20 protein-coding genes are annotated in these 26,152 nt (G+C 55.2%); 10 read left to right on the top strand and 10 right to left on the bottom strand.

Annotated features, from left to right (window positions below):
* Positions 1–49 precede the first annotated feature (49 nt).
* Positions 50–4,078, top strand: coding sequence for a DNA-directed RNA polymerase subunit beta (rpoB, locus tag AC3G3F_RS23545; protein WP_023247911.1), 4,029 nt, complete (start codon positions 50–52; stop codon positions 4,076–4,078).
* A gap of 76 nt (positions 4,079–4,154) precedes the next feature.
* The gene (rpoC, locus tag AC3G3F_RS23540) at positions 4,155–8,378 is read left to right on the top strand and encodes a DNA-directed RNA polymerase subunit beta' (RefSeq protein ID WP_023247912.1); all 4,224 of its coding nucleotides are present in this window, start codon (positions 4,155–4,157) and stop codon (positions 8,376–8,378) included.
* A 316-nt stretch (positions 8,379–8,694) separates the two neighbouring features.
* Here rpoC and thiH read toward each other — a convergent pair whose 3' ends face one another.
* The 7 genes from thiH to rsd all read right to left on the bottom strand — a co-directional run bounded on the left by thiH (position 8,695) and on the right by rsd (position 14,924).
* The gene (thiH, locus tag AC3G3F_RS23535; RefSeq protein WP_070803211.1) at positions 8,695–9,840 is read right to left on the bottom strand and encodes a 2-iminoacetate synthase ThiH; all 1,146 of its coding nucleotides are present in this window, start codon (positions 9,838–9,840) and stop codon (positions 8,695–8,697) included.
* Positions 9,837–10,607, bottom strand: a complete 771-nt coding sequence (gene thiG / locus AC3G3F_RS23530) for a thiazole synthase (protein WP_053510943.1) — start codon at positions 10,605–10,607, stop codon at positions 9,837–9,839. Before thiG ends, thiH begins: the two co-directional genes overlap by 4 nt.
* A 1-nt stretch (position 10,608) precedes the next feature.
* Complete coding sequence (gene thiS / locus AC3G3F_RS23525; RefSeq protein ID WP_023247915.1) at positions 10,609–10,809, bottom strand: sulfur carrier protein ThiS; 201 nt, start codon at positions 10,807–10,809, stop codon at positions 10,609–10,611.
* Positions 10,790–11,548 (bottom strand): HesA/MoeB/ThiF family protein, encoded by a 759-nt coding sequence (locus tag AC3G3F_RS23520; protein WP_079796764.1) that lies wholly within the window; start codon positions 11,546–11,548, stop codon positions 10,790–10,792. The genes thiS and AC3G3F_RS23520 overlap by 20 nt, the downstream gene beginning before the upstream one ends.
* Positions 11,541–12,176: a thiamine phosphate synthase gene (gene thiE, locus AC3G3F_RS23515; RefSeq protein ID WP_023247917.1), complete on the bottom strand. Its 636-nt coding sequence runs from the start codon at positions 12,174–12,176 to the stop codon at positions 11,541–11,543. Before thiE ends, AC3G3F_RS23520 begins: the two co-directional genes overlap by 8 nt.
* Positions 12,176–14,071 (bottom strand): phosphomethylpyrimidine synthase ThiC, encoded by a 1,896-nt coding sequence (gene thiC, locus AC3G3F_RS23510; protein WP_053530196.1) that lies wholly within the window; start codon positions 14,069–14,071, stop codon positions 12,176–12,178. Before thiC ends, thiE begins: the two co-directional genes overlap by 1 nt.
* 364 nt (positions 14,072–14,435) lie before the next feature.
* Positions 14,436–14,924 (bottom strand): sigma D regulator, encoded by a 489-nt coding sequence (gene rsd / locus AC3G3F_RS23505; protein WP_000934318.1) that lies wholly within the window; start codon positions 14,922–14,924, stop codon positions 14,436–14,438.
* A gap of 92 nt (positions 14,925–15,016) precedes the next feature.
* Here rsd and nudC point away from each other — a divergent pair, with 92 nt between their 5' ends.
* The 6 genes from nudC to AC3G3F_RS23475 all read left to right on the top strand — a co-directional run bounded on the left by nudC (position 15,017) and on the right by AC3G3F_RS23475 (position 19,371).
* Positions 15,017–15,790, top strand: a complete 774-nt coding sequence (gene nudC / locus AC3G3F_RS23500) for an NAD(+) diphosphatase (RefSeq protein ID WP_000373960.1) — start codon at positions 15,017–15,019, stop codon at positions 15,788–15,790.
* Positions 15,791–15,830: 40 nt separating this feature from the next.
* Positions 15,831–16,895 carry a uroporphyrinogen decarboxylase gene (gene hemE, locus AC3G3F_RS23495; RefSeq protein WP_023247920.1) on the top strand — a complete coding sequence of 355 codons (1,065 nt, stop codon included), beginning with the start codon at positions 15,831–15,833 and terminating at the stop codon, positions 16,893–16,895.
* Positions 16,896–16,904: 9 nt separating this feature from the next.
* A complete protein-coding gene (gene nfi, locus AC3G3F_RS23490) occupies positions 16,905–17,576 on the top strand; it encodes a deoxyribonuclease V (RefSeq protein WP_000362358.1) in 672 nt (223 codons plus the stop codon).
* A 41-nt stretch (positions 17,577–17,617) separates the two neighbouring features.
* Positions 17,618–18,208: a YjaG family protein gene (locus AC3G3F_RS23485; protein ID WP_070803213.1), complete on the top strand. Its 591-nt coding sequence runs from the start codon at positions 17,618–17,620 to the stop codon at positions 18,206–18,208.
* 186 nt (positions 18,209–18,394) lie between these two features.
* Entirely contained in the window at positions 18,395–18,667 is a 273-nt protein-coding gene (hupA, locus tag AC3G3F_RS23480; protein ID WP_001044509.1) for a nucleoid-associated protein HU-alpha, read from the top strand.
* Positions 18,668–18,678: 11 nt separating this feature from the next.
* On the top strand, positions 18,679–19,371 hold the full coding sequence (locus AC3G3F_RS23475; RefSeq protein WP_023247922.1) for a DUF1481 domain-containing protein: 693 nt from the start codon (positions 18,679–18,681) through the stop codon (positions 19,369–19,371).
* 41 nt (positions 19,372–19,412) lie between these two features.
* Here AC3G3F_RS23475 and zraP read toward each other — a convergent pair whose 3' ends face one another.
* Complete coding sequence (gene zraP / locus AC3G3F_RS23470) at positions 19,413–19,868, bottom strand: zinc resistance sensor/chaperone ZraP (protein WP_063389974.1); 456 nt, start codon at positions 19,866–19,868, stop codon at positions 19,413–19,415.
* A gap of 252 nt (positions 19,869–20,120) precedes the next feature.
* On the opposite strand from zraP, the gene zraS reads away from it, so the two are divergent.
* Both zraS and zraR read left to right on the top strand, forming a co-directional pair.
* The gene (zraS, locus tag AC3G3F_RS23465; protein WP_070804506.1) at positions 20,121–21,503 is read left to right on the top strand and encodes a two-component system sensor histidine kinase ZraS; all 1,383 of its coding nucleotides are present in this window, start codon (positions 20,121–20,123) and stop codon (positions 21,501–21,503) included.
* 5 nt (positions 21,504–21,508) lie between these two features.
* Positions 21,509–22,834 (top strand): sigma-54-dependent response regulator transcription factor ZraR, encoded by a 1,326-nt coding sequence (gene zraR, locus AC3G3F_RS23460; protein ID WP_023247925.1) that lies wholly within the window; start codon positions 21,509–21,511, stop codon positions 22,832–22,834.
* On the opposite strand, the gene purD is transcribed toward zraR, so the two are convergent.
* Together purD and purH are read right to left on the bottom strand one after the other, a co-directional pair.
* Positions 22,831–24,120 carry a phosphoribosylamine--glycine ligase gene (gene purD / locus AC3G3F_RS23455; RefSeq protein ID WP_023247926.1) on the bottom strand — a complete coding sequence of 430 codons (1,290 nt, stop codon included), beginning with the start codon at positions 24,118–24,120 and terminating at the stop codon, positions 22,831–22,833. The genes zraR and purD overlap by 4 nt on opposite strands.
* Before the next feature lie 11 nt (positions 24,121–24,131).
* Entirely contained in the window at positions 24,132–25,721 is a 1,590-nt protein-coding gene (gene purH / locus AC3G3F_RS23450) for a bifunctional phosphoribosylaminoimidazolecarboxamide formyltransferase/IMP cyclohydrolase (protein ID WP_063389976.1), read from the bottom strand.
* Between the last annotated feature and the right edge of the window lie 431 nt (positions 25,722–26,152).

Below are 26,152 nucleotides of genomic sequence, written 5' to 3'. Positions count from 1 at the left end.
GTCCCCCGCAGGACAGATGGGTCGACTTGTCAGCGAGCTGAGGAACCCTATGGTTTACTCCTATACCGAGAAAAAACGTATTCGTAAGGATTTTGGTAAACGTCCACAAGTTCTGGATGTACCTTATCTCCTTTCTATCCAGCTTGACTCGTTTCAGAAGTTTATCGAGCAAGATCCTGAAGGGCAGTACGGCCTGGAAGCAGCTTTCCGTTCCGTGTTCCCGATTCAGAGCTACAGCGGTAATTCCGAGCTGCAGTACGTCAGCTACCGCCTTGGCGAACCGGTGTTTGACGTTCAGGAATGTCAGATCCGTGGTGTGACCTATTCCGCACCGCTGCGCGTAAAACTGCGTCTGGTGATCTACGAGCGCGAAGCGCCGGAAGGCACCGTTAAAGACATTAAAGAACAAGAAGTCTACATGGGCGAAATTCCGCTCATGACCGACAACGGTACCTTTGTTATCAACGGTACTGAGCGTGTTATCGTTTCTCAGTTGCACCGTAGTCCGGGCGTCTTCTTTGACTCCGACAAAGGTAAAACCCACTCTTCGGGTAAAGTGCTGTATAACGCGCGCATCATTCCTTACCGTGGTTCCTGGCTGGACTTCGAATTCGATCCGAAGGACAACCTGTTCGTGCGTATCGACCGTCGTCGCAAACTGCCTGCGACTATCATTCTGCGCGCGCTGAACTATACCACTGAGCAGATTCTGGATCTGTTCTTTGAAAAAGTGGTCTTTGAGATCCGCGACAACAAGCTGCAGATGGAACTGGTGCCGGAACGCCTGCGCGGCGAAACCGCTTCCTTTGACATTGAAGCTAACGGCAAAGTGTACGTTGAGAAAGGCCGCCGTATTACTGCGCGCCATATCCGTCAGTTGGAAAAAGACGATATCAAGCATATCGAAGTTCCGGTTGAGTACATTGCGGGCAAAGTCGTCTCTAAAGACTACGTTGACGAATCTACCGGCGAGTTGATCTGCGCGGCGAACATGGAGCTGAGCCTGGATCTGCTGGCTAAGCTGAGCCAGTCTGGTCACAAGCGTATCGAAACGCTGTTTACCAACGATCTGGACCACGGCCCGTACATTTCTGAAACGGTACGCGTCGACCCAACCAACGATCGCCTGAGCGCGCTGGTAGAAATCTACCGTATGATGCGTCCTGGCGAGCCGCCGACACGCGAAGCGGCTGAAAGCCTGTTCGAGAACCTGTTCTTCTCCGAAGACCGCTATGACCTGTCTGCGGTGGGTCGTATGAAGTTCAACCGTTCTCTGCTGCGCGAAGAAATCGAAGGTTCCGGTATCCTGAGCAAAGACGACATCATTGATGTGATGAAGAAGCTCATCGATATCCGTAACGGCAAAGGCGAAGTAGATGATATCGACCACCTCGGCAACCGTCGTATCCGCTCCGTAGGCGAAATGGCGGAAAACCAGTTCCGCGTTGGCCTGGTGCGTGTAGAGCGTGCGGTGAAAGAGCGTCTGTCTCTGGGCGATCTGGATACCCTGATGCCTCAGGATATGATCAACGCCAAGCCGATTTCCGCAGCAGTGAAAGAGTTCTTTGGTTCCAGCCAGCTGTCTCAGTTTATGGACCAGAACAACCCGCTGTCTGAGATTACGCACAAACGTCGTATCTCCGCACTCGGCCCAGGCGGTCTGACCCGCGAACGCGCAGGCTTTGAAGTTCGAGACGTACACCCGACGCACTACGGTCGCGTATGTCCTATCGAAACGCCTGAAGGTCCGAACATCGGCCTGATCAACTCCCTGTCCGTGTACGCACAGACTAACGAATATGGCTTCCTTGAGACGCCGTACCGTCGTGTGGTTGATGGCGTGGTCACTGACGAAATTCATTACCTGTCTGCTATCGAAGAAGGCAATTACGTTATCGCTCAGGCGAACTCCAACCTGGATGACGAAGGCCACTTTGTAGAAGACCTGGTAACGTGCCGTAGCAAAGGCGAATCCAGCTTGTTCAGCCGTGATCAGGTTGACTACATGGACGTTTCCACCCAGCAGGTGGTCTCCGTCGGTGCGTCCCTGATTCCATTCCTGGAACACGATGACGCCAACCGTGCATTGATGGGTGCGAACATGCAACGTCAGGCGGTTCCGACGCTGCGCGCTGATAAGCCGCTGGTAGGCACCGGTATGGAACGTGCTGTCGCCGTCGACTCCGGTGTTACTGCAGTGGCTAAACGTGGCGGTACTGTTCAGTACGTGGATGCTTCCCGTATCGTTATCAAAGTTAACGAAGACGAGATGTACCCGGGCGAAGCGGGTATCGACATCTATAACCTGACCAAATACACCCGTTCTAACCAGAACACCTGTATCAACCAGATGCCATGTGTGTCTCTGGGCGAGCCGGTTGAACGCGGCGACGTGCTGGCAGACGGTCCGTCCACCGACCTCGGTGAACTGGCGCTCGGTCAGAACATGCGCGTGGCGTTCATGCCGTGGAACGGCTACAACTTCGAAGACTCCATCCTCGTTTCCGAGCGTGTTGTTCAGGAAGACCGTTTCACCACCATCCACATTCAGGAACTGGCGTGTGTGTCCCGTGACACCAAGCTGGGGCCGGAAGAGATCACTGCTGATATCCCGAACGTAGGTGAAGCTGCGCTCTCCAAACTGGATGAATCCGGTATCGTTTACATCGGCGCGGAAGTGACCGGCGGCGACATTCTGGTCGGTAAGGTGACGCCGAAAGGTGAAACCCAGCTGACGCCGGAAGAGAAACTGCTGCGTGCTATCTTCGGTGAGAAAGCGTCTGACGTTAAAGACTCTTCTCTGCGCGTACCTAACGGTGTCTCCGGTACGGTTATCGACGTTCAGGTCTTTACTCGCGATGGCGTAGAAAAAGACAAACGTGCTCTGGAAATCGAAGAGATGCAGCTCAAGCAGGCGAAAAAAGACCTGTCTGAAGAACTGCAAATCCTCGAGGCGGGCCTGTTTAGCCGTATCCGTGCGGTGCTGGTTGCTGGCGGCGTTGAAGCTGAGAAGCTCGACAAACTGCCGCGCGATCGCTGGCTGGAACTCGGTCTGACCGACGAAGAGAAACAAAATCAGCTGGAACAACTGGCTGAGCAATATGACGAACTGAAACACGAGTTCGAGAAAAAACTCGAAGCGAAACGCCGTAAAATCACCCAGGGCGACGATCTGGCGCCGGGCGTGCTGAAGATCGTGAAGGTCTATCTGGCTGTTAAACGCCGTATCCAGCCGGGTGATAAGATGGCAGGTCGTCACGGTAACAAGGGTGTTATCTCTAAGATCAACCCGATCGAAGACATGCCTTACGATGAAAACGGCACGCCGGTAGACATCGTACTGAACCCGCTGGGCGTACCGTCTCGTATGAACATCGGTCAGATTCTGGAAACCCACCTGGGTATGGCTGCGAAAGGTATTGGCGATAAGATTAACGCCATGCTGAAACAGCAGCAGGAAGTCGCGAAACTGCGCGAGTTCATCCAGCGTGCCTACGATCTGGGCGCTGACGTTCGTCAGAAAGTCGACCTGAGCACCTTCAGCGATGATGAAGTGCTGCGTCTGGCAGAAAACCTGCGCAAAGGTATGCCGATTGCCACACCAGTGTTCGACGGTGCGAAAGAAGCGGAAATCAAAGAGCTGCTGAAACTGGGCGACCTGCCGACCTCCGGTCAGATCACCCTGTTCGATGGTCGTACGGGTGAACAGTTCGAGCGTCCGGTAACCGTCGGTTACATGTACATGCTGAAACTGAACCACCTGGTTGATGACAAGATGCATGCGCGTTCTACCGGTTCTTACAGCCTGGTTACTCAGCAGCCGCTGGGTGGTAAGGCGCAGTTCGGTGGTCAGCGCTTCGGGGAGATGGAAGTGTGGGCGCTGGAAGCTTACGGCGCCGCCTACACCCTGCAAGAAATGCTCACCGTTAAGTCTGATGACGTCAACGGTCGTACCAAGATGTATAAGAACATCGTGGACGGCAACCATCAGATGGAACCGGGTATGCCGGAATCCTTCAACGTTCTGTTGAAAGAGATCCGCTCGCTGGGCATCAACATCGAACTGGAAGACGAGTAATTCTCGCTCAAACAGGTCACTGGTGTCGGGGTAAAACCCGACACCAGATTGTGCTAACTCCGACGGGAGCAAATCCGTGAAAGATTTATTAAAGTTTCTGAAAGCGCAGACTAAAACCGAAGAGTTTGATGCGATCAAAATTGCTCTGGCTTCGCCAGACATGATCCGTTCATGGTCTTTCGGTGAAGTTAAAAAGCCGGAAACCATCAACTACCGTACGTTCAAACCTGAGCGTGACGGCCTTTTCTGCGCCCGTATCTTTGGGCCGGTAAAAGACTACGAGTGCCTGTGCGGTAAGTACAAGCGCCTGAAACACCGCGGTGTGATCTGTGAGAAGTGCGGCGTTGAAGTGACCCAGACCAAAGTACGCCGTGAGCGTATGGGCCACATCGAGCTGGCGTCTCCGACTGCGCATATCTGGTTCCTGAAATCTCTGCCGTCCCGTATCGGCCTGCTGCTCGATATGCCGCTGCGCGATATCGAACGCGTGCTGTACTTCGAATCCTATGTGGTTATCGAAGGCGGTATGACCAACCTGGAACGCCAGCAGATCCTGACTGAAGAACAGTATCTGGACGCGCTGGAAGAGTTCGGTGACGAATTCGATGCCAAGATGGGTGCGGAAGCTATCCAGGCCCTGCTGAAGAGCATGGATCTGGAGCAAGAGTGCGAAACTCTGCGCGAAGAGCTGAACGAAACCAACTCCGAGACCAAACGTAAGAAGCTGACCAAGCGTATCAAACTGCTGGAAGCCTTCGTACAGTCTGGCAACAAGCCGGAGTGGATGATCCTGACCGTTCTGCCGGTACTGCCACCAGATCTGCGTCCGCTGGTTCCGCTGGACGGCGGTCGTTTCGCAACGTCGGATCTGAACGATCTGTATCGTCGCGTGATTAACCGTAACAACCGTCTGAAGCGTCTGCTGGATCTGGCTGCGCCGGACATCATCGTACGCAACGAAAAACGTATGCTACAGGAAGCGGTAGACGCCCTGCTGGATAACGGTCGTCGTGGTCGTGCGATCACCGGTTCCAACAAACGTCCTCTGAAATCTTTGGCCGACATGATCAAAGGTAAACAGGGTCGTTTCCGTCAGAACCTGCTCGGTAAGCGTGTTGACTACTCCGGTCGTTCTGTTATCACCGTAGGGCCATACCTGCGTCTGCATCAGTGCGGTCTGCCGAAGAAAATGGCGCTGGAGCTGTTCAAACCGTTCATCTACGGCAAGCTGGAACTGCGTGGCCTCGCCACCACCATCAAAGCCGCGAAGAAAATGGTTGAGCGCGAAGAAGCTGTCGTCTGGGATATCCTGGACGAAGTGATCCGCGAGCACCCGGTACTGCTGAACCGTGCGCCGACATTGCACCGTCTGGGTATCCAGGCGTTTGAACCAGTCCTGATCGAAGGTAAAGCTATCCAGCTACACCCGCTGGTGTGTGCGGCATACAACGCCGACTTCGATGGTGACCAGATGGCTGTTCACGTACCGCTGACGCTGGAAGCCCAGCTCGAAGCGCGTGCGCTGATGATGTCGACCAACAACATCCTGTCCCCGGCGAACGGCGAACCTATCATCGTTCCGTCTCAGGACGTGGTATTGGGTCTGTACTATATGACCCGTGACTGTGTTAACGCCAAAGGCGAAGGCATGGTGCTGACGGGCCCGAAAGAAGCTGAGCGTATTTATCGCGCTGGCCTGGCCTCTCTGCATGCGCGCGTTAAAGTGCGTATCACCGAATACGAAAAAGATGAAAACGGCGAATTCGTCGCGACCACCAGCCTGAAAGACACGACCGTTGGCCGTGCGATTCTGTGGATGATCGTACCGAAAGGTCTGCCTTTCTCCATCGTCAACCAGGCGCTGGGTAAGAAAGCGATCTCCAAAATGCTGAACACCTGTTACCGTATTCTGGGCCTGAAACCGACCGTTATTTTTGCGGACCAGACGATGTACACCGGCTTTGCTTATGCAGCGCGTTCAGGTGCGTCCGTTGGTATTGATGACATGGTCATCCCGGAGAAAAAACACGAGATCATCTCTGAGGCGGAAGCCGAAGTTGCCGAGATCCAGGAACAGTTCCAGTCCGGTCTGGTGACCGCTGGCGAACGCTATAACAAAGTTATCGATATCTGGGCTGCGGCGAACGATCGTGTATCCAAGGCGATGATGGATAACCTGCAAACTGAAACCGTGATTAACCGTGACGGCCAGGAAGAGCAGCAGGTTTCCTTCAACAGCATCTACATGATGGCCGACTCCGGTGCGCGTGGTTCTGCGGCACAGATTCGTCAGCTTGCGGGTATGCGTGGTCTGATGGCGAAGCCAGATGGCTCGATCATCGAAACGCCGATCACCGCGAACTTCCGTGAAGGTCTGAACGTACTCCAGTACTTCATCTCCACGCACGGTGCGCGTAAAGGTCTGGCGGATACCGCACTGAAAACCGCGAACTCCGGTTATCTGACCCGTCGTCTGGTTGACGTCGCGCAGGATCTGGTGGTGACCGAAGATGACTGTGGTACGCACGAAGGTATCCTGATGACCCCGGTTATCGAGGGTGGCGATGTTAAAGAGCCGCTGCGCGATCGCGTATTGGGTCGTGTGACTGCGGAAGATGTGCTGAAGCCGGGCACGGCGGACATTCTGGTTCCACGTAACACGCTGCTGCACGAACAGTGGTGTGACCTGCTGGAAGCGAACTCCGTTGACGCCGTTAAAGTGCGTTCCGTTGTATCCTGCGATACCGACTTTGGTGTATGTGCGCACTGCTACGGTCGTGACCTGGCGCGTGGCCACATCATCAACAAAGGTGAAGCTATCGGCGTTATCGCGGCACAGTCCATCGGTGAACCGGGTACACAGCTGACGATGCGTACTTTCCACATCGGTGGTGCGGCATCTCGTGCGGCTGCTGAATCCAGCATCCAGGTGAAAAACAAAGGTAGCATCAAGCTCAGCAACGTGAAGTCGGTGGTGAACTCCAGCGGTAAACTGGTTATCACTTCCCGTAATACCGAACTGAAGCTGATCGACGAATTCGGTCGTACCAAAGAGAGCTATAAAGTGCCTTATGGCGCTGTCATGGCGAAAGGTGATGGCGAGCAGGTTGCCGGCGGCGAAACCGTTGCAAACTGGGACCCGCACACCATGCCGGTTATCACCGAAGTAAGTGGTTTCATCCGCTTCACTGACATGATCGACGGCCAGACCATTACGCGTCAGACCGATGAACTGACCGGTTTGTCTTCGCTGGTGGTTCTGGATTCGGCTGAACGTACTACCGGTGGTAAAGATCTACGTCCGGCGCTGAAAATCGTTGATGCTCAGGGTAACGACGTTCTGATCCCGGGTACCGATATGCCTGCGCAGTACTTCTTACCGGGTAAAGCGATTGTACAGCTGGAAGATGGCGTACAGATCAGTTCTGGTGACACCCTGGCGCGTATTCCGCAGGAATCCGGCGGTACCAAGGATATCACCGGTGGTCTGCCGCGCGTTGCGGATCTGTTCGAAGCGCGTCGTCCGAAAGAGCCGGCCATTCTGGCGGAAATCGCAGGTATCGTTTCCTTCGGTAAAGAAACCAAAGGCAAACGTCGTCTGGTGATTACGCCGGTTGATGGTAGTGACCCGTACGAAGAGATGATTCCGAAATGGCGTCAGCTCAACGTGTTCGAAGGGGAACGTGTAGAACGTGGTGATGTGATTTCCGATGGCCCGGAAGCGCCGCACGACATTCTGCGTCTGCGTGGCGTTCATGCTGTGACGCGTTACATTGTTAACGAAGTCCAGGATGTATACCGTCTGCAGGGCGTTAAGATTAACGATAAACACATCGAAGTTATCGTTCGTCAGATGCTGCGTAAAGCTACCATCGAAAGCGCAGGCAGCTCCGACTTCCTGGAAGGCGAGCAGGTTGAATATTCCCGCGTCAAGATCGCTAACCGCGAGCTGGAAGCGAACGGCAAAGTGGGGGCTACCTTCTCCCGCGATTTGCTGGGTATCACCAAAGCGTCTCTGGCAACCGAATCGTTCATCTCTGCCGCATCGTTCCAGGAGACCACGCGTGTCCTGACCGAAGCAGCCGTTGCGGGTAAACGCGATGAACTGCGCGGCCTGAAAGAGAACGTTATCGTGGGTCGTCTGATCCCGGCCGGTACCGGTTATGCGTACCACCAGGATCGTATGCGCCGTCGCGCCGCGGGCGAGCAGCCGGCAACACCGCAGGTCACTGCGGAAGATGCATCTGCAAGCCTGGCAGAGCTGCTGAATGCAGGACTGGGCGGTTCTGACAACGAGTAATCGTTAAGTGCCCGGTGGCGCAAGCTTACCGGGCCTGGAGGAACCGTAGGTCGGGTAAGCGTAGCGACTCCCGACAGTAAAACCCGCTTCGGCGGGTTTTTTTACGCCTGATGAATACGTTTGTCATTTGTAAACCGCTATCCGGCAGCTAAGGCCTGTGCCGCTGGCAAGCTTGTAAGGGCAGGGCGAAAATGAGGAAGAAGCCTTTCGCCCTGGTCAGCTTCCGTTGCTGACCATGACACCATAAAAAAACGGGAGACTGGTAACAATCTCCCGTTTTGGCTTTTACGTCGCGTCACGAAAAAAAATAACGTGATTACAGGTTCCTGCAAGTTGCCTGCGAGCCACGTCCCAAAAAGCTCTCCCAGTCTTTCCACACGGGCTGTAACCCTTGCGCCGTTAGCGCGTCGGCAACGGCCTCGGGTCGGCGATCGTCATGCGGCGCAAATTGCTCAAGTTCAGGATGGTTATCCGCATATCCCCCCGGCTGCGTTTTCGAAAAGGCGCTGACGTTATTGATCGCCAGTGGTATGACATGGTCGCGGAACCTCGGAGACTCGCGGGTGGAGAGTGATAATTCAATTTCCGGCGCCAGTAGCCGGAAAGCGCAAATCGTTTGCACCAGTTGCTTTTCATCCATCAAAGACGCGGGTTCCACACCGCCAGTACACGGGCGCAGACGCGGGAAGGAAACAGAATAGCGACTCTGCCAGTAGTGTTTCTGCATCCACAGCACATGTTCAGCTAGCATATAGCAATCCACCCGCCAGTTGTCCGACAGACCAATTAGCGCGCCAAGACCGATTTTGTCGATACCTGCCCGGCCTAACCGATCCGGCGTTTCCAGCCGCCAGAAAAAGTCCTGTTTCTTTCCCTTCAGGTGATGCTGTGCATAGATTGCCTCATGATAAGTCTCCTGATAAACCATCACGCCATCGATCCCCAGCGTTTTGAGCTCCGCGTAGTTTTCTTGCGACAAGGGCTGAACTTCCATCTGTAACGATGAAAACTGGCGGCGAATAGCCGGTAAATGACGGCGAAAATAGTCCATTCCTACTTTGGCCTGATGTTCCCCGGTCACCAGTAGAAGGTGCTCAAAGCCCAGTTTACGGATAGCGTCGCACTCCCTTTGAATATCTGGCTCATCCAGCGTTTTACGCTTAATGCGATTGCTCATCGAAAAACCGCAGTAGGTACAGTCATTGGCGCACAGGTTCGAGAGATAGAGCGGAACATAAAAGCTGACGGTATTGCCGAAACGCTGGCGGGTAAGCTTTTGCGCGCGCTGCGCCAGCGGCTCCAGGTAATCAGCGGCGGCGGGGGAGAGTAACGCCATCATATCCTCGCGGTTGAGGTGTGAAGCATTCAACGCCCGCGCCACATCGGCGGCAGTTTTGCTGTTGATGCGTAGCCGGATATCGTCCCATTCCAGTTGTCGCCAGCGGTCGGTGAACGATTTCATACCGACGCCTCCAGGAAGCCGGTGAGCGGGCTGGTGGCGCTGGCATAGATGCTGCGATTACCCGGTACAGCCAGGCGAGCCAGTACGCCTGCTTCTACCGCCAGACGGAAAGCATTGGCCATCATTACCGGGTCATCCGCCACGGCAATCGCCGTGTTGACCAGCACCGCATCTGCGCCTATTTCCAGCGCCTGCGTGGCATGGCTGGGTACGCCGATACCCGCGTCCACGACCACCGGGACAGTAGCCTGCTGGATAATAATCTCCAGCATCGCGCGGGTTTCCAGCCCCTGATTGGAGCCAATCGGCGCGCCAAGCGGCATCACTGCCGCGCAGCCAACTTCTTCCAGCCGTTTACACAATACCGGGTCTGCGCCGCAGTAGGGCAACACCACGAACCCCTGTTTTACCAGCTCCCCGGCGGCTTTCAGAGTTTCAATCGGGTCTGGCAACAGCCAGCGGGCATCGGGATGAATCTCCAGCTTTAGCCAGTGCGTCCCCAGCGCTTCGCGCGCCAGTTGGGCAGCGAAGATCGCCTCTTCGGCGGTTTTCGCCCCTGAAGTATTGGGTAACAGCGTCACACCAGCCTCGAGAAGCGGCGCCAGGATGGCATCATTTGGCTTACGTAAATCGACGCGCTTCATTGCCAGCGTCACCAGTTGGCTGCCGGAGGCGCGGATGGCGTCGACCATTAGCTGTGCAGAAGCAAATTTCCCGGTGCCGGTGAACAGATGCGAATCAAACGTTTTATCGGCAATACGTAACATCTCAACCTCCTGCTATAACGTGAAAAAGCAGGATCTGGTCGCCTTCCTGCACGATATGTTGCCGCCACCGCTCGCGTGGCAGAATCTGTTGATTTAGCGCCAGCGCTGCGCCCGGTTTAAGCTGATTGAGTTGCGTGAGCAGCTCACTGACGGTTTGTCCCTCTGCGCACTGCATCGGTTCATCATTGAACTGAATCTGCATGTTGCCCTCCACAGACCGGGCAGTCGCTGGCGCGATGCAGCGCCAGGCTTCGCCACTGGCTGGTTTTACCGTCAAACAGGCGCAGCTCGCCGCTCGGCGTTTCCATCCCACTGAGGAATTTGATTGCCTCCAGCGCCTGCAAGGCGCCCATGACGCCAACGACGGGACCGACGATACCTGCGGTACGGCAGTTGCGCTCTGGCTCCACATCGTCTGACCACAGGCAACGGTAACAGCCTTGCTCCCACGGTGGCGTCAGTACCATCAACTGGCCGCCAAAGCCGACGGCGCTGGCGGTAATTAATGGTGTATTCAGTGCCACGCAGGCGACGTTGATCTCCTGACGGGTCGCCATGTTGTCGGTACAGTCGAGCACGACGTCGGCACGCGCTACCGCGTTCTTCAGCACATCGCCAGTCAGACGCTGCTTCAGTACGATCAGCTCGCTGTCGGGGTTGAGCTGCGCCAGCCGTAGCTTTGCCGCCAGCGCCTTCGGGCGGGCGATATCGTCGGTGGTGAACAGAATTTGCCGCTGGAGATTGCTCAAGTGAACATCGTCATCGTCCGCCAGCGTCAGCGTGCCAACGCCTGCGCCCGCCAGATAGAGTGCCGCAGGCGAACCCAATCCGCCTAAGCCGACCATCAATACATGACTATTGAGCAACTTTTGCTGGCCTTCAATCGCAATATCGCCGAGCAGGATCTGGCGGCTATAGCGCATAAAATCATGGTCATTCATCGCCGACTCCTGCGATTGCAAGTAACTGTTGCGTAGCGGCGCGCCAGTCGGCGGCCTGGGTGATGGCGCTGACCACGGCAATACTGCCGACGCCGGTCGCCAGCACCGCAGGGGCGCGTTCCACACTGATACCGCCAATCGCCACGGTGGGGTAATCCGCCAGACGTTCAATATGCCGCGCCAACTGTTTCAGTCCCTGCGGGGCGGAAGGCATCTGCTTGGTTTGCGTCGGGAAGACGTGGCCGAGGGCGATGTAGGAAGGACGAGCGGCGAGCGCTATGTCGATTTCCATATCATCATGCGTTGAGACGCCCAGGCGTAAACCGGCGGCCCGAATGGCGCTCAGGTCGGTGATCTCCAGGTCTTCCTGACCCAGATGCACGCCCCAGGCGTTGTGCTTAATCGCCAGACGCCAGTAATCGTTGATAAACAGACGGGCATTGTAACGACGCCCAAGCGCAATGGCCGCGACCACATCCGCTTCGACGTCGTCATCGCGCTTGTCTTTGATGCGAAGCTGGATGGTGCGTACGCCCGCCGCCAGCAGGCGCTCAACCCACGTTACACTATCGACCACCGGATAGAGACCTAAGCGGAAAGGGACGGGGGGAAAGTTAGGCTGGTACATTACGCTTCCTCCCGCTCCAGATAGATTTCGCCGCCTTTAGCGCGGAAGCTCTCCGACATATCGGCCATTCCCACTTCGATAGTTTGCGCGGCGGCATAGTCGCGCACTTCCTGGCTGATTTTCATTGAACAGAATTTTGGCCCGCACATCGAGCAGAAGTGCGCCACTTTGCCGGATTCTTGCGGCAGGGTTTCGTCGTGCCAGGCGCGGGCGGTGAACGGGTCGAGCGCCAGGTTAAACTGATCTTCCCAGCGGAATTCAAAACGCGCTTTCGACATCGCGTTATCGCGGATCTGCGCGCCTGGGTGGCCTTTCGCCAGGTCAGCGGCGTGGGCGGCAATCTTATAGGCGATCAGCCCCTGCTTAACGTCTTCTTTGTTCGGCAGACCGAGGTGCTCTTTCGGTGTGACGTAGCACAACATCGCGCAGCCAAACCAGCCGATCATCGCCGCGCCAATGCCGGAGGTGAAGTGGTCATAACCCGGCGCGATATCGGTGGTCAGCGGCCCTAAGGTATAAAACGGCGCTTCATGGCAGTGCTCCAGCTCTTCGGTCATATTGCGGCGGATCATCTGCATCGGAACATGTCCCGGGCCTTCAATCATTACCTGTACGTCGTATTCCCAGGCGATTTTGGTCAGCTCGCCCAGCGTATGCAGTTCGGCAAACTGCGCGTCGTCATTGGCGTCCTGAATGGAACCCGGTCGCAGCCCGTCGCCCAGCGAGAGTGAGACGTCATAGGCGGCGCAGATTTCACAAATCTCGCGGAAGTGCTCATACAAGAAGTTCTCTCTGTGATGAGAAAGACACCACTTCGCCATGATCGAGCCGCCGCGCGAGACAATGCCGGTCAGGCGTCTGGCGGTCATCGGCACGTAGCGCAGCAGTACACCGGCGTGAATAGTGAAATAGTCTACCCCTTGTTCCGCCTGTTCCAGCAGAGTATCGCGGAAGGCTTCCCAGGTAAGATCCTCGGCGATCCCGTTGACCTTCTCCAGCGCCTGGTAGATCGGCACGGTGCCGATTGGCACCGGGCTATTACGCAGGAGCCACTCACGGGTTTCGTGTATATAGCGCCCGGTGGAGAGATCCATCACCGTATCCGCCCCCCAGCGTGTCGACCACACCAGTTTTTCGACCTCTTCTTCGATGGAGGAGGTCACCGCCGAGTTGCCGATATTGGCGTTGACCTTCACCAGGAAGTTGCGGCCAATAATCATCGGTTCCGATTCCGGATGATTGATGTTAGCGGGGATGATGGCGCGTCCGGCGGCGACTTCATCGCGCACAAACTCCGGGGTGATGTTTTCCGGCAGGCGCGCGCCGAAGCTTTCTCCGGGATGCTGGTGGCGCAGCACTTCACTGCGGATACGCTCCCGGCCCATGTTTTCACGGATGGCGATAAACGCCATTTCCGGCGTCACGATCCCGTTACGGGCATAATGAAGTTGCGTCACGCGGTGTCCGGCTTTGGCGCGTTTTGGCGTTAACAGACCGGTAAAGCGCAATGCGTCAAGCCCTTCATCCGTCAGACGTTCGCGGGTATAGGCAGAACTGCGGTCAGAAAGCGTTTCTACATCAGCCCGCGCTTCAATCCACGGCTGGCGTAGCTTTGCCAGACCCTGCTGGATGTTGATGGCGATATCCGGATCACCGTACGGGCCGGAGGTGTCATACACTGGAATCGCTTCATTTTCTTCATACTGCGGGTGGTCTTTCGTTCCGCTAATCAATGTCGGGCTAAGCTGAATTTCGCGCATCGGTACGCGAATATCATGCTGCGAACCGGTAACGTAGATGCGTTTCGAGTTGGGAAACGCGGTGCCTTCCAGCGTATCGATAAAATGCTGGGCTTTAGCGCGCTGCTCGCGGCGGGTTAATTTTGTTGTAGACATAGCTCATTCCAAAAAATTAAGGACGTGGCTTGTCAGACGACGGATGGAGTAATGGATGTGCGCCGCCCGTAAAGGCAGCAGCATAAAGCAGAATTACTCTTGTTCCCTTCGCAGGTATTAACCTGATCAGGTTCCGCGGATCCCGAATTAACGGTCTCAGCCTTTTCCACTTCATCCTTCGCGCTGCCTCTTCGTTGGCTTCGTCCGCTCACTCCAGTCACTTACTTATGTAAGCTCCTGGAGATTCACTGACTTGCCGCCTTGACGCATCACGAATGCTTTTGTGGAAACCAGGCACTCCGACAAGATGATCTCCCCTCCTGAGAGGGGAATGTTTGTAAATTACGCGTTAATCGTGCGGAACTCAAGCGGGACGTTTTACTCTGGCGCCGTCGTGCATTGCGTCAAATACCAGCATAATCAGCTTGTCTTCCAGCACAAAGCGGGCTTCCAGCGCCTCGCCGATATCTGACAGAGCCTGTTGAAATTCGAGACAATTATCGTGATCGATGGCAGTTTCCAGGCTGGAATCGTAATAATCCATAATGCGCTGCGTATTATCTTCCAGCAGCGGCCAGATTTTTGCCGCATGTAAAAGCTGACCGTTTCCTTCCAATTTATGGAGAATACGTTCATAAATACTGAAGTGCCCGGCGGAAAGGTAATCGACCAGGCTCTGACAAAAATCATCCAGCGCTTTTTCATTCAGCCGCATGTACGATTCTTTGCCAGGCTTAATGCCAACCAGATTGTAGTAAGCCACGAGCAGGTGCTTACGTACATGTAGCCAGCGATCGACCAGTTTGTTGCTTCCGCCAACGCGCTCCGTCAGGTTTTCCAGCTGGTTTAGCATGATTGTCTCCGCAAGTTAGATAAAGGCTGTGCGCCATAAATGTAAAAATAATGTTAACAACATGCCAGTGAAGCAAAGGTAGTGCAAGAGCTATGGATCGTATAATTGAAAAATTAGAGAGTGGCTGGTGGATCGTCAGCCATGAACAAAAATTATGGTTGCCGTATGGGGAATTACCACACGGGCTGGCGGCAAATTTCGATCTTGTGGGGCAGCGCGCACTCCGGATAGGTGAATGGCAAGGCGAGCCCGTCTGGCTGGTGTTACAGCATCGGCGTCATGATATGGGATCGGTACGCCAGGTTATCGATCAGGATGCAGGGCTGTTCCAACTGGCGGGACGCGGCGTACAGCTGGCGGAGTTTTATCGCTCGCATAAATTTTGCGGCTATTGCGGGCACCCTATGCACCCCAGTAAAACCGAATGGGCGATGCTGTGCAGCCATTGCCGCGAGCGTTACTACCCGCAAATCGCCCCCTGCATTATTGTTGCCATTCGCCGTGAGGATTCTATTCTGCTTGCCCGGCATGTTCGCCACCGTAACGGCGTGCATACGGTACTGGCCGGGTTTGTTGAAGTAGGCGAAACCTTAGAACAGGCGGTAGCGCGCGAGGTGATGGAGGAGAGCGGGATTAAGGTGAAAAATCTGCGCTATGTGACTTCCCAGCCGTGGCCTTTTCCGCAGTCGCTGATGACCGCTTTCATGGCGGAGTATGACAGCGGCGAGATTGTCATCGACCCGAAAGAGCTGTTGGAAGCAAATTGGTACCGTTATGACGATCTTCCTTTACTGCCGCCGCCGGGCACCGTCGCACGCCGTTTAATCGAAGATACGGTGGCAATGTGTCGGGCTGAATACGACTGACATGTTACACTGGGCGCATCAACGCTAAAGGAATGTAAAAATGACCGAACTCAAAAACGATCGTTATCTACGTGCGCTGCTGCGCCAGCCCGTTGATGTTACGCCAGTGTGGATGATGCGCCAGGCAGGCCGTTATCTACCGGAGTATAAAGCCACTCGCGCGCAGGCGGGCGATTTTATGTCGCTGTGCAAAAATGCCGAACTGGCCTGCGAGGTCACTTTACAGCCGCTGCGCCGTTATCCGCTTGATGCGGCGATCCTTTTCTCGGATATCCTGACGATTCCGGACGCAATGGGACTGGGGCTCTATTTTGAAGCCGGGGAAGGCCCGCGCTTTACGGCTCCTGTCACCTGTAAAACCGATGTCGATAAGCTGCCCATTCCCGATCCGGAGGATGAACTGGGCTACGTGATGAATGCGGTACGCACGATTCGCCGCGAACTAAAAGGCGAGGTTCCGCTGATCGGCTTTTCCGGCAGTCCGTGGACGCTGGCGACCTATATGGTGGAAGGCGGCAGCAGCAAAGCCTTCACGGTGATTAAAAAGATGATGTACGCTGACCCGCAGGCGTTGCATCTGCTGCTGGATAAGTTGGCGAAAAGCGTCACGCTGTACCTCAACGCGCAAATCAAAGCTGGCGCGCAGTCGGTGATGATTTTCGATACCTGGGGCGGCGTGCTAACCGGCCACGATTACCAGCAATTCTCCCTGTACTACATGCATAAAATCGTGGATGGCCTGCTGCGTGAAAACGACGGGCGTCGGGTACCGGTGACGCTGTTCACCAAAGGCGGCGGTCAATGGCTGGAAGCGATGGCGGAAACCGGCTGCGACGCGCTGGGCCTTGACTGGACAACCGATATTGCCGATGCGCGTCGCCGTGTGGGTCATAAGGTCGCTCTGCAAGGCAATATGGACCCCTCAATGCTTTATGCGCCGCCAGCCCGTATCGAAGACGAAGTCGCGACTATACTTTCTGGTTTCGGTCAGGGAGAAGGGCACGTCTTTAACCTCGGACATGGCATCCATCAGGATGTGCCGCCAGAACATGCTGGCGCATTTGTGGAGGCGGTGCACCGACTTTCTGCGCAGTATCACAACTAAGGAGTTAGTATGGATCTCGCGTCGCTACGCGCTCAACAGATAGAACTTGCTTCATCGGTTTGCCGCGAGGATCGGTTGGACAAAGATCCGCCGGCGTTTATCGGCGGGGCGGACGTCGGTTTTGAGCAGGGCGGCGAGGTGACGCGGGCGGCGATGGTATTGCTGAAATACCCGTCGCTTGAGCTGGTAGAGTACAAGGTGGCGCGTATCGCCACCACCATGCCGTATATCCCCGGCTTTCTCTCTTTTCGTGAATATCCTGCGCTGCTGGCAGCGTGGGAACAACTCTCGCAAAAGCCCGATTTGCTGTTTGTAGATGGTCACGGTATTTCGCATCCGCGTCGGCTTGGCGTCGCCAGCCATTTTGGACTGTTGGTGGACGTGCCAACTATCGGCGTGGCGAAAAAACGGCTATGCGGTAAATTTGAACCGCTTTCCGCTGAACCTGGCGCGCTTAGCGCCTTAATGGATAAAGGCGAGCAACTGGCATGGGTATGGCGCAGCAAGGCGCGCTGTAATCCGCTGTTTATCGCGACAGGGCACCGGGTCAGTACTGACAGCGCGCTGGCGTGGGTACAACGCTGTATGAAAGGGTATCGCCTGCCGGAGCCGACGCGTTGGGCGGATGCCGTCGCTTCCGGGCGTCCGGCGTTTGTTCGTTGGCAAGAAATTCAGCGCTGATTCAGGTAAACTGCCGCTAATTTCCGATTCGAGATTCCATCATGTTACAAAACCCGATTCATTTGCGTCTGGAGCGGCTGGAAAGCTGGCAGCACGTTACTTTTATGGCCTGCTTGTGCGAGCGCATGTACCCGAACTACGCCATGTTTTGCAAGCAGACGGAATTCGGCGACGGACAGATCTACCGTCGCATTCTGGATCTGATCTGGGAAACCCTGACGGTGAAAGATGCGAAGGTCAATTTCGACAGCCAACTGGAGAAGTTTGAGGAGGCAATTCCGGCGGCTGACGACTATGATCTGTACGGCGTTTACCCGGCGATTGATGCCTGCGTCGCATTAAGCGAATTAATGCATTCTCGTCTTAGCGGCGAAACGCTGGAACACGCTATTGAGGTTAGTAAGACTTCCATTACTACGGTAGCGATGTTGGAAATGACTCAGGCTGGTCGGGAAATGACCGATGAGGAGCTCAAAACGAACTCTGCCGTTGAACAGGAATGGGATATTCAGTGGGAAATATTCCGACTTTTAGCCGACTGCGAAGAACGCGATATTGAACTGATAAAAGGGCTCAGGGCAGACCTGCGCGAGGCTGGCGAGAGCAATATCGGTATAAATTTTCAGCAATGACACCAGAAAACGTGATTTAACGCCTGATTTGTCGTGCCATAAGGCTTCCCTTCTGCCCCCCGTCTGGTCTACATTTGGGAGGCGAAAAAAAGTGGCTATCGGTGCGTGTATGCAGGAGAGTGCTTTTCTGGCATTTCCGTCGCACTCGATGCTTAGCAAGCGATAAACACATTGTAAGGATAACTTATGAACAAGACTCAACTGATTGATGTAATTGCAGACAAAGCAGAACTGTCTAAAACCCAGGCTAAAGCTGCTCTGGAATCCACTCTGGCTGCTATTACTGAGTCTCTGAAAGAAGGCGATGCTGTACAACTGGTTGGTTTCGGTACCTTCAAAGTGAACCACCGTGCTGAGCGCACTGGCCGCAACCCGCAGACCGGTAAAGAAATCAAAATCGCCGCCGCTAACGTACCGGCATTTGTTTCTGGTAAAGCACTGAAAGACGCAGTTAAGTAAGACGCGTAGCTGTGAACAGTTTTATCGAAGGGGCTCGTCAGCCCCTTTTGTCTGTCTGGCGTCGTGCGCTTCTGTTTTCGGGCGCGCTGTTGCTGACTGCCTGCAGTCATAACGCTTCACCGCCTCCGTTTACTGCCAGCGGCTTTGCCGGCGATCAGGGTGCGGTACGTATCTGGCGTAAAGATACGAACGATGAAGTCCATCTGCTTTCTGTTTTTAGCCCGTGGCATAGCGGCAGCACGAGGACCAGCGAATATCGCTGGCAGGGTGATACGCTTTCGCTTATTGAACTCAATATTTACAGCAAACCGCCAGAACACATTCGCGCGCGTTTCGACGCTCGTGGCGAACTCAGTTTTATGCAGCGTGAAGTCGGGGGGCAGAAGCAGCAGCTTTCCAACGATCAGATTGCCCTGTATCGCTATCGCGCCGAACAAATCCGTCAGACCAGCGACGCATTGCGTCTGGGGCGCGTCATACTACGCCAGGGACGGTGGCACGCCGACCATACGGTAACCACTTGTGAAGGTGAAACGCTGAAACCGGATCTGGATTCCTGGGCAATAAGCCACATTGAGCGCCGCCAGAACCACTCATCGGTAGAGGTGAGCGTAGCATGGCTGGAGGCGCCGGAAGGATCGCAACTTTTGTTGGTGGCGAATTCAGATTTCTGTCACTGGCAGCCGCAAGCGAAAACCTTTTGATGGAATGCCGGATGGCGAAGCCGCCATTCGGCAAAAATGCTTTACCAGTTTCCCATACCCATGTGGCCGCCGCCGCGATGATAACCGCCGCCATAGCCGCCGCAACCGCCATAGCCCATTCCTGCGCCGCGTGGTACGCCAGCCTGCGCCATCGCGACATCCCGTTTCACGCGTTGCTCATCTAACTTCTGGCCTAATGATTCCATCTCTTTGGCAACCGCATTAATTTTCGCAGTATCCGGCGAACTGGCGGTCAGCAGCGCGTTGTATTCATAACGTTTGGATATCAGTTGCTGGCGCAGCGCGCTGGTCTGCGTATAGTAATCATCATAAATTTTCTGCGCCGTCGCCTGCTGTTCCGTTGTTAACGGGCTACCTCCCTGTTGCCACATACCGTCATTGTTACCCCAGTGATGCCCGGCGAAGGCGGCGCCGGAGCTTAGGGCCAAAAGCGAGAGGGCGATTAGCGCGATAGCTGATTTATTGTTCCGTTTCATTTTGCGTTCTCCAGTTGCTCATCTTATCCTCTCTCTTGCATCTTCCGTGCCAGGTAACTATTCCTTGTCGGGCAGCGAGTTAACCCGCTTCAGGCGGCAAAAAGCGAGTAAAAATGACTCGTATGGCCTGCCTGGCGAGTCATTTTTACCCGCTTATCCGGAAGGGTGTGCGACAACGCGCGGTTATGCGGAGCGAAGAATGGCATGATCTCTGCTTAAAGTAAGGAAAATAAAAACGAGCCGGGGAAGCCTGTGAGTTTTATGCGATTACATAAAGATGCCGCTGCAACGTGGTTGAGTCGGCTGTTACCTGCGGCGATCTTCATTCTGGTGGGGCTATTTTCCATTATGGTCATTCGCGACTATGGCCGTGAGAGCGTTGCCGCCAGGCAGACGCTGCTGGAAAAGGGAAATGTACTCATTCGCGCTCTGGAATCCGGCACGCGAGTTGGTATGGGAATGCGGATGCATCACGCGCAGCAGCAGACATTACTGGAAGAGATGGCGGGTCAGCCAGGCGTGTTGTGGTTCGCCGTAACGGATGCGCAGGGGGTAATCATCACTCATAGCAACCCAGGCATGGTGGGCAAATCGCTCTATTCCGCATCTGAAATGCATCAGCTAAACCCCGGGCCGCAGGAGCGCTGGCGGCGCGTCGACGTTGCTGATAGCGGCGAGACGGTGCCTGCGCTGGAAATTTACCGCCAGTTCCAGCCGCTTTTCGGTATGAGAGGTCACGGTATGGCGCGTTGCGCCAATGACGATGAACCTGCGAAACAAACTATTTTTATTGCCTTTGACGCCAGCGAGCTGGCCGCGACCCAGGCAAGGGAGTGGCGTAATACGCTGATTGTGTTGTCTGCTTTAGCGGCGGTGCTGTTGGCAACGTTACTGGCCTTTTTTTGGCATCAGCGTTATCAACGCTCGCACAGAGAACTGCTTGATGCAATGAAGCGTAAAGAAAAGCTGGTGGCGATGGGGCATCTGGCGGCGGGCGTCGCGCACGAAATTCGTAACCCGCTCTCGTCCATCAAAGGACTGGCGAAATACTTTGCCGAGCGCACGCCTGCCGGCGGCGAGTCGCATGAACTGGCGCAGGTGATGGCCAAAGAGGCCGACCGTTTGAACCGGGTGGTAAGCGAATTGCTCGAACTGGTAAAGCCCGCGCATCTGACGCTCCAGGCGGTTAACCTCAATGATATTATTACCCACTCCCTGAATCTGGTCAGTCAGGATGCCCAAAGCAGAGAGATTCAGTTGAGATTCACGGCGAATGAGACGCTTATGCGTATTCAGGCTGACCCGGACAGGCTGACTCAGGTGCTGTTGAATTTGTACCTGAACGCTATTCATGCGATTGGCTGCCAGGGAACGATTACCGTAGAGGCGAAAGAAAGTGGGACCGACCGCGTTATCATTACTGTTACCGATAGCGGGAAAGGGATCGCCCCGGATCAGCTGGAGGCGATTTTTACGCCTTATTTTACGACGAAAGCTGACGGAACAGGCCTGGGGCTGGCGGTGGTGCAAAATATCATCGAACAGCATGGCGGTGCGATTAAGGTGAAAAGTATTGAGGGTAAAGGCGCGGTCTTTACTATCTGGTTGCCAGTGATAGCGAGACAACAGGATTAACAAGGATGATACGCGGAAAAATCGATATTCTGGTTGTGGATGATGATGTCAGCCACTGCACGATTTTACAGGCGCTGCTTCGGGGCTGGGGCTATAAGGTCGCTCTGGCCTACAGTGGGCATGATGCGTTGGCTCAGGTGCGTGAGAAAGTCTTTGATCTGGTACTGTGCGATGTTCGTATGGCGGAGATGGACGGTATCGCCACGCTGAAAGAGATTAAAGCGCTCAACCCCGCCATTCCGATTTTGATTATGACGGCATTCTCCAGCGTAGAAACGGCGGTAGAGGCGTTGAAAGCTGGAGCGCTCGACTACTTAATTAAACCGCTGGATTTTGACCATCTGCAGGAGACGCTGGAAAACGCGCTGGCGCATACGCGGGATGCCACCGCCGAGTCACCTTCTGTGCCTGCCGCGCAGTTTGGCATGATTGGGGAAAGTCCGGCGATGCAACATTTACTGAATGAAATCGCGATGGTCGCGCCATCAGACGCCACGGTATTGATTCACGGAGACTCCGGTACCGGCAAGGAGCTGGTGGCGCGGGCGCTACACGCCTGTAGCGCCCGGAGTGATAAACCGCTGGTCACGCTCAACTGCGCGGCGCTTAATGAATCGCTGCTGGAGTCCGAGCTGTTCGGACACGAAAAAGGCGCGTTTACCGGCGCGGATAAACGTCGGGAGGGACGCTTTGTCGAAGCTGACGGTGGGACATTGTTTCTTGATGAAATCGGCGATATCTCGCCGTTAATGCAGGTACGTTTGCTGCGTGCGATTCAGGAGCGTGAAGTGCAACGCGTGGGAAGCAACCAGACGATCTCTGTGGATGTTCGGTTGATTGCCGCCACCCATCGCGACCTGGCGGAAGAGGTGAACGCCGGTCGCTTTCGCCAGGATCTCTATTATCGCCTGAATGTGGTGACGATTGAAATGCCTTCTTTGCGCCAGCGTCGGGAGGATATTCCGTTACTGGCGGACCATTTTCTGCGGTGTTTTGCCAGACGTAACCGTAAAGCGGTAAAAGGTTTCACGCCACAGGCGATGGATCTGTTAATTCACTACGACTGGCCGGGTAATATACGCGAGCTGGAAAACGCTATCGAACGGGCGGTGGTGTTGCTGACGGGAGAATACATTTCTGAACGCGAACTTCCTCTCGCTATTGCAGCGACGCCGATAAAAACGGAAAACAGCGCCGAGATCCAACCGTTGGTCGATGTGGAAAAAGAGGTCATTCTGGCGGCGCTCGAAAAAACGGGTGGCAACAAAACGGAAGCCGCCCGTCAGTTAGGGATCACGCGTAAGACGCTGCTGGCGAAATTATCGCGTTAGTTCTGCTCGCGTTCGATGGCGCGCCAGCCGATATCGTTACGATAGAAGCAATCGTCCCAGTGGATATCGGTCATTAAGGCGTAAGCGCGTTTCTGCGCGTCGGCCACGGTCTCACCCAGCGCGGTGGCGCACAATACGCGACCGCCGCTGGTTAGCACACGATCGTCATCGGTGAGTTTAGTGCCGGCATGGAATACTTTGCCGTCCGCAACCTCTTCCAGTGGCAGGCCGTGGATAACATCGCCGGTGCGATAGTCGCCAGGATAACCGCCGGCCGCCATCACCACACCCAGCGAGGCGCGGTCGTCCCACTCGGAAGTTTTCTCATCCAGCTTACCGTCGCAGGCGGCGAGGCAAAGATCCACCAGATCCGATTTCATGCGCAGCATGATCGGCTGCGTTTCCGGATCGCCAAAGCGACAGTTGAACTCGATCACTTTTGGGTTGCCTTGCTTGTCGATCATCAGGCCTGCATACAGAAAACCGGTGTAGGTGTTCCCTTCCGCCGCCATGCCTTTCACGGTAGGCCAGATGATCCGTTCCATGGTGCGCTGGTGGACTTCATTAGTGACCACGGGAGCAGGAGAGTAAGCGCCCATACCGCCGGTGTTAGGACCGGTGTCTTTATCTCCCACACGTTTGTGATCCTGACTGGTCGCCATCGGCAGCACGTGCTCGCCATCGACCATCACGATAAAGCTCGCTTCTTCGCCGTCGAGGAACTCTTCAATCACGATGCGGTGGCCCGCATCGCCAAAGGCATTGCCGGCCAGCATATCCTGCACCGCGGCTTCCGCTTCTTCGAGCGTCATCGCTACGATCACACCCTTACCGGCAGCCAGACCGTCAGCTTTGATCACAATTGGCGCGCCTTTCTCACGCAGATACGCCAGCGCTGGTTCCACTTCGGTAAAGTTCTGGTACTCCGCCGTCGGGATGTTATGACGGGCGAGGAAATCTTTGGTGAAGGCCTTAGAACCTTCCAGTTGCGCTGCGCCTTCGGTCGGGCCGAAGATTTTCAGGCCCGCAGCACGAAAAGCGTCAACCACACCGATTACCAGCGGCGCTTCCGGGCCGACGATAGTCAGGTCAATCTTCTCGTTTTGGGCAAAACTTAGCAGTGCCGGGATATCGGTCACGCTGATAGCGACGTTTTGCAGCGTGGGTTCCAGCGCAGTACCGGCGTTACCCGGAGCGACGAACACGGTTTTTACTTTTGGCGACTGTGCCGCTTTCCACGCCAGCGCGTGCTCGCGCCCGCCGTTGCCAATCACTAATACTTTCATGTTTCGCTCCATTAATGGCGGAAGTGGCGCATGTCGGTGAAGATCATCGCAATACCGTGTTCATCGGCAGCGGCAATCACTTCATCATCACGGATAGAGCCGCCAGGCTGGATCACGCAGCTCACACCCACGGCTGCAGCGGCATCAATACCGTCGCGGAACGGGAAGAAGGCGTCAGAGGCCATGGCGGAACCTTTCACTTCCAGCCCTTCGTCACTGGCTTTAATCCCGGCGATTTTCGCGGAGTAGACGCGGCTCATCTGACCGGCGCCGATGCCGATAGTCATGTTCTCTTTGGCGTAGACGATGGCGTTGGATTTGACGAACTTCGCCACCTTCCAGCAGAACAGCGCATCGCGCAGCTCCTGTTCGGTTGGCTGGCGTTTAGTGACAACGCGCAGGTCTTTTTCGCTCACCATGCCCAGGTCACGCTCCTGCACCAACAGGCCGCCGTTCACGCGTTTGAAATCGAGACCTGGCACGCGTACCGCCCACTGGCCGCAAACCAGCACGCGTACGTTCTGTTTGGCGGCGGTGATTTTCAGCGCTTCTTCGCTGGCGGATGGGGCGATGATCACTTCGACAAACTGGCGAGAGATGATCGCCTGCGCGGTTTCAGCATCCAGTTCGCGGTTGAAGGCGATGATGCCGCCGAATGCGGAAGTCGGATCGGTTTTGTACGCGCGGTCATAAGCGTCGAGAATAGAAGTGCTGACCGCCACGCCGCATGGGTTGGCGTGTTTAACAATGACGCAGGCCGGTTCGCTGAACGCTTTCACGCACTCCAGCGCTGCGTCGGTATCGGCAATGTTGTTATAAGAGAGGGCTTTGCCCTGAACCTGCTGAGCGGTAGCGACAGAGGCTTCTTTTACCTCTTCTTCTATATAGAAGGCCGCCTGCTGGTGGCTGTTCTCGCCGTAGCGCATATCCTGCTTCTTAATGAAGTTCAGGTTCAGGGTGCGCGGGAAGCGACCAGCGGCTTCTTTGCTTTCACCGTGGTAGGCCGGAACCATGCTGCCAAAGTAGTTGGCAATCATGCTGTCGTAGGCGGCGGTGTGCTCAAAAGCTTTGATGGCGAGATCGAAGCGGGTTGCAAGCAGAAGGGAACCGTCGTTGGCGTCCATCTCTTTAATAATAGCGTCGTAGTCGCTGCTCTTCACCACGATAGCCACGTCTTTATGGTTCTTGGCAGCAGAGCGCACCATGGTCGGGCCGCCGATATCAATGTTCTCTACCGCATCTTCCAGCGAGCACCCTTCACGGGCCACGGTCTCGGCGAACGGATACAGATTAACGACAACCATATCGATAGGGGCGATGTGATGCTGTTCCATGATCGCATCGTCCTGGCCGCGACGACCGAGGATGCCGCCGTGGACTTTTGGATGCAGGGTCTTCACGCGTCCATCCATCATTTCCGGGAAACCGGTGTAATCGGAAACTTCGGTCACTGGCAGACCCTTTTCTGCTAACAGGCGAGCGGTGCCCCCTGTTGACAGCAGCTCCACACCGCGTGCGGAAAGTGCCTGGGCGAATTCGATGATACCGGCCTTGTCAGAAACACTGAGCAAAGCGCGGCGGACTGGACGACGTTGTTGCATGGTAAATCCCCTGGATTTGACGATTACAGAGAGCGTTAGCTGAATTTTTCGTGAAAAACTCAGCTAACGCCCCTTACGGGGCATCCTCATTTTGCGGCGATATTGTAACGAAAACGTTTGCGCAACGCTCGCGAATTTTTCTTTTTAAATTCTGGCCCCGCTTTTATCTCTGAAAGATCGTTTGCAGAGTGAGAAGATCCAAGAAATGAACGCGCATTTTGTGGATAAGTCTGTGCGTAAATGGGTATAACCAGGGGTTTTGCTGGGGAATGCAGCAAACAGTCATTTTTCTGCAATTTTTCTATTGCGGTCAGCAGAGAACTCCCTATAATGCGCCTCCATCGACACGGCGGATGTGAATCACTTCACACAAACAACCGGTCGGTTGAAGAGAAAAATCCTGACATTCAGGGTTGACTCTGAAAGAGGAA

Source organism: Salmonella sp. FC25216, from assembly GCF_057751355.1.
The sequence above is the reverse complement of the archived record's forward strand: the minus strand, read 5'-3'. Positions and strand labels throughout refer to the sequence as shown.

Coding starts and splice junctions, on each gene's coding strand:
- purD (WP_023247926.1), bottom strand. CDS start 24,120: ATGAAAGTATTAGTGATTGGCAACGGCGGGCGCGAGCACGCGCTGGCG.
- rpoB (WP_023247911.1), top strand. CDS start 50: ATGGTTTACTCCTATACCGAGAAAAAACGTATTCGTAAGGATTTTGGT.
- hemE (WP_023247920.1), top strand. CDS start 15,831: ATGACCGAACTCAAAAACGATCGTTATCTACGTGCGCTGCTGCGCCAG.
- AC3G3F_RS23520 (WP_079796764.1), bottom strand. CDS start 11,548: ATGAATGACCATGATTTTATGCGCTATAGCCGCCAGATCCTGCTCGGC.
- zraP (WP_063389974.1), bottom strand. CDS start 19,868: ATGAAACGGAACAATAAATCAGCTATCGCGCTAATCGCCCTCTCGCTT.
- hupA (WP_001044509.1), top strand. CDS start 18,395: ATGAACAAGACTCAACTGATTGATGTAATTGCAGACAAAGCAGAACTG.
- thiE (WP_023247917.1), bottom strand. CDS start 12,176: ATGTACCAGCCTAACTTTCCCCCCGTCCCTTTCCGCTTAGGTCTCTAT.
- purH (WP_063389976.1), bottom strand. CDS start 25,721: ATGCAACAACGTCGTCCAGTCCGCCGCGCTTTGCTCAGTGTTTCTGAC.
- thiC (WP_053530196.1), bottom strand. CDS start 14,071: ATGTCTACAACAAAATTAACCCGCCGCGAGCAGCGCGCTAAAGCCCAG.
- thiH (WP_070803211.1), bottom strand. CDS start 9,840: ATGAAATCGTTCACCGACCGCTGGCGACAACTGGAATGGGACGATATC.
- rsd (WP_000934318.1), bottom strand. CDS start 14,924: ATGCTAAACCAGCTGGAAAACCTGACGGAGCGCGTTGGCGGAAGCAAC.
- thiS (WP_023247915.1), bottom strand. CDS start 10,809: ATGCAGATTCAGTTCAATGATGAACCGATGCAGTGCGCAGAGGGACAA.
- zraR (WP_023247925.1), top strand. CDS start 21,509: ATGATACGCGGAAAAATCGATATTCTGGTTGTGGATGATGATGTCAGC.
- thiG (WP_053510943.1), bottom strand. CDS start 10,607: ATGTTACGTATTGCCGATAAAACGTTTGATTCGCATCTGTTCACCGGC.
- nudC (WP_000373960.1), top strand. CDS start 15,017: ATGGATCGTATAATTGAAAAATTAGAGAGTGGCTGGTGGATCGTCAGC.
- nfi (WP_000362358.1), top strand. CDS start 16,905: ATGGATCTCGCGTCGCTACGCGCTCAACAGATAGAACTTGCTTCATCG.
- AC3G3F_RS23485 (WP_070803213.1), top strand. CDS start 17,618: ATGTTACAAAACCCGATTCATTTGCGTCTGGAGCGGCTGGAAAGCTGG.